Source organism: Dickeya chrysanthemi NCPPB 402, from assembly GCF_000406105.1.
Classification (GTDB): Bacteria; Pseudomonadota; Gammaproteobacteria; order Enterobacterales; family Enterobacteriaceae; genus Dickeya; species Dickeya chrysanthemi.
This window is the reverse complement of sequence record NZ_AOOA01000071.1, coordinates 1-2,367: the sequence shown is the minus strand read 5'-3', so window position 1 is coordinate 2,367 and position 2,367 is coordinate 1. Positions and strand designations below refer to the sequence as shown.

Below are 2,367 nucleotides of genomic sequence, written 5' to 3'. Positions count from 1 at the left end.
TTTTCAAGCGATGCCGCACCTAAAGGGAATGACTCCGTAAATTGTCCATTTTTCTGATGATCAGTAAAAACGGTAAACCGATCAAACGATAATGCGGTGTATCTTTTTGCAGGATCTTATCCATCCCATATTCCACTGTGATGGCTTCTAAAAATTCTTCTTTCCATCCATCAGTTTCCACTAAATGCTCACCTTTGGGCTCAATGAAAATTTGGTAATGCAAAAAGTCATTCACGCCATTGGAAGAAGATTTTTGTTTATCTTTCAGCAATAAAATAAAGTCGGGCATAAATCCTTCGCCATTGGCAAAGTTATTCAATTTAAACACTTCTTCGTTACGGATTAAATGAATGTCATATTGAGATTTCAAATCGCCCAAACGCGCTGAAATAAATTGAATTAACGCTTCTTCCAAACCCGTTCCGGCAAAAATTATCCATCACATACCAATCATTTTGCATGGCAATAGCAGTTTTTATATCATCTTTTTTGACCCATTTTTGTTTTGGCGTTGCCGAAAATTTTCCCATAATGTTTTAGGCGTAAATTCTTTTGTACCGATAAATGGCTTATCACTTTCATTCAAATGCTTTTCAACCATTTCCAAGATTTTCAGGCAGCCTGCAAGTTTATCATCCGGGCGAACCTGTTTATCTTGCTCTAATCCTAAAAATTCAATTTGCCAGTCTTTCAACAAGTTATTTTGCAATTCATTGCGATTTTGAATGTTGAGTTTGCTTTGCAAACGGTTGAAATGGAATAAAGATTGACTATTTTTCCCTTTGATATGTAATGCTTTATTGAAGATGTGCCGTTCCACTTCACTCATTTTTATGGTTTGAGAAAAATTATTTTGTATGCCAAGTTGCTTGACCTTTTCATCATTTTTATCGGCTGTAAATTGCGTTTCCTGCAACAGTTGATTGCCGTGAATTTGGAATGAAAGTGTTTGCGGATTGGCTTTTAGGCTGTCTGCATTATTACTTTTAGCATTGGGATTGGGGGATTTTTTTTATTCGCCCAAATCAATAAGTTTTTAAAATTTTCATTATCTGCAAATTCAGATTTGAGTTTAAATGTTGCCAATACCTTATCATCGTCTTTTTCAGGCAAATAACCGTCTTTTCGTAACTCGTTTTTCAGTTCTGTAATATAGCGGGATTGCTCATCGTGCGTGTAATAAAACAATTCTTCCAAAATACGCAATTCGTGTTGCATGTCGTTGTCAAATTTACGCTTATTCGGCTGTTTATCTTCAAACGAAAATGGAAAATAACGCACGCCTCGACCAATCAACTGTTTTTCTGATACCGTTGTATTTGCCGTTTTGCATGATTTTTTATTTGAACCGCCGCCGTTTTGCCCTTCATACAAACGCACAATATCAAACAAATTTAAAACGTCCCAACCTTCGGTTAATCTACCCACCGTAAAAATAGCACGAATCGGATTATCAACCGCTTCCAGATTGTTTAGCAATTTTTCCGTTTCGCTGTCGGTTTTTTCGGTTTTGCTTTTGTTGGTTTCGGAGTTGGTAATAATGATATTGTGTTTTTGATAATTTTGTTTTATCCAATTTGCTAAATGTGCAAACTCAAAGCCATTTTCCTGCATAAATTTTAGGGCTTGTTCGGTGCGGGTTTTGCCTTGTTCGTTGGCGTTATCGCTATCGTTTAAGCTCATTGAAAATGTCTTTAAAAACGAAAAATCATCTGCTTGCACATTTTCTACCCAATTTAAAAATGCCAAATAATCCGCTTTTGATTCATCAACCGTCTTACTTCTAAACAACATCACAGGCTTGAAATTGGCAATGCCATATTTCAAAGCGATTTGATGGCGATACCAAGCAAACAATAAAGCGTGCAACACCCGCTCTTTCTTGCTCAGTGTACTGGATACCAAATTGATTTCTTTGGTATAACCTTTTTGCAAAAATTCTTTTAAACCAAATTTTGTGATGATTTTATCAGCGTATTTTTGTTGCACGTCAGCTTTTTCAGGTGGCGTGGCGGTAAATTCCAACAGCACATTTTGGCCGGGATTGCCATTTTTATTGAGCAACAATTCCAAAACCATATGCTCCCAGCCTTTGCGTTCAAATTCGGCATCGCCTGCATTGGCTTTTAATTCCACTTCCAAATCCAACTCGCCTTGTTTTTTGCCTTTGGTTTGTGCGTTTAAATGGTGCGCTTCATCGCCCAGCATCACAAGGTTCAATTCGTGCAAATCTGCCAATGTGGTTTGGTTTTCCCGTTCGGTGTGGATATCGTTATACAGTTTTTGAATACTGGTAAATTTAATTTCAATGCCGTCTGAATGTGGGCTAAACGTTTCTACTTTGTGAATGGGAATAACTTGGTCGCC

3 protein-coding genes are annotated in these 2,367 nt (G+C 37.2%); all 3 read right to left on the bottom strand.

Annotated elements, in window-relative coordinates; all coding sequences use genetic code 11:
- Positions 1-19: 19 nt before the first annotated feature.
- Positions 20-415 (bottom strand): hypothetical protein, encoded by a 396-nt coding sequence (locus DCH402_RS22815; protein ID WP_200864844.1) that lies wholly within the window; start codon positions 413-415, stop codon positions 20-22.
- Between the two features lie 60 nt (positions 416-475).
- Complete coding sequence (locus tag DCH402_RS22810) at positions 476-916, bottom strand: hypothetical protein (protein WP_200864843.1); 441 nt, start codon at positions 914-916, stop codon at positions 476-478.
- A 47-nt stretch (positions 917-963) separates the two neighbouring features.
- Positions 964-2,367, bottom strand: a 1,404-nt coding sequence (locus DCH402_RS22805) for a DEAD/DEAH box helicase family protein (protein WP_200864842.1), incomplete at its 5' end; no start/stop codon positions are given.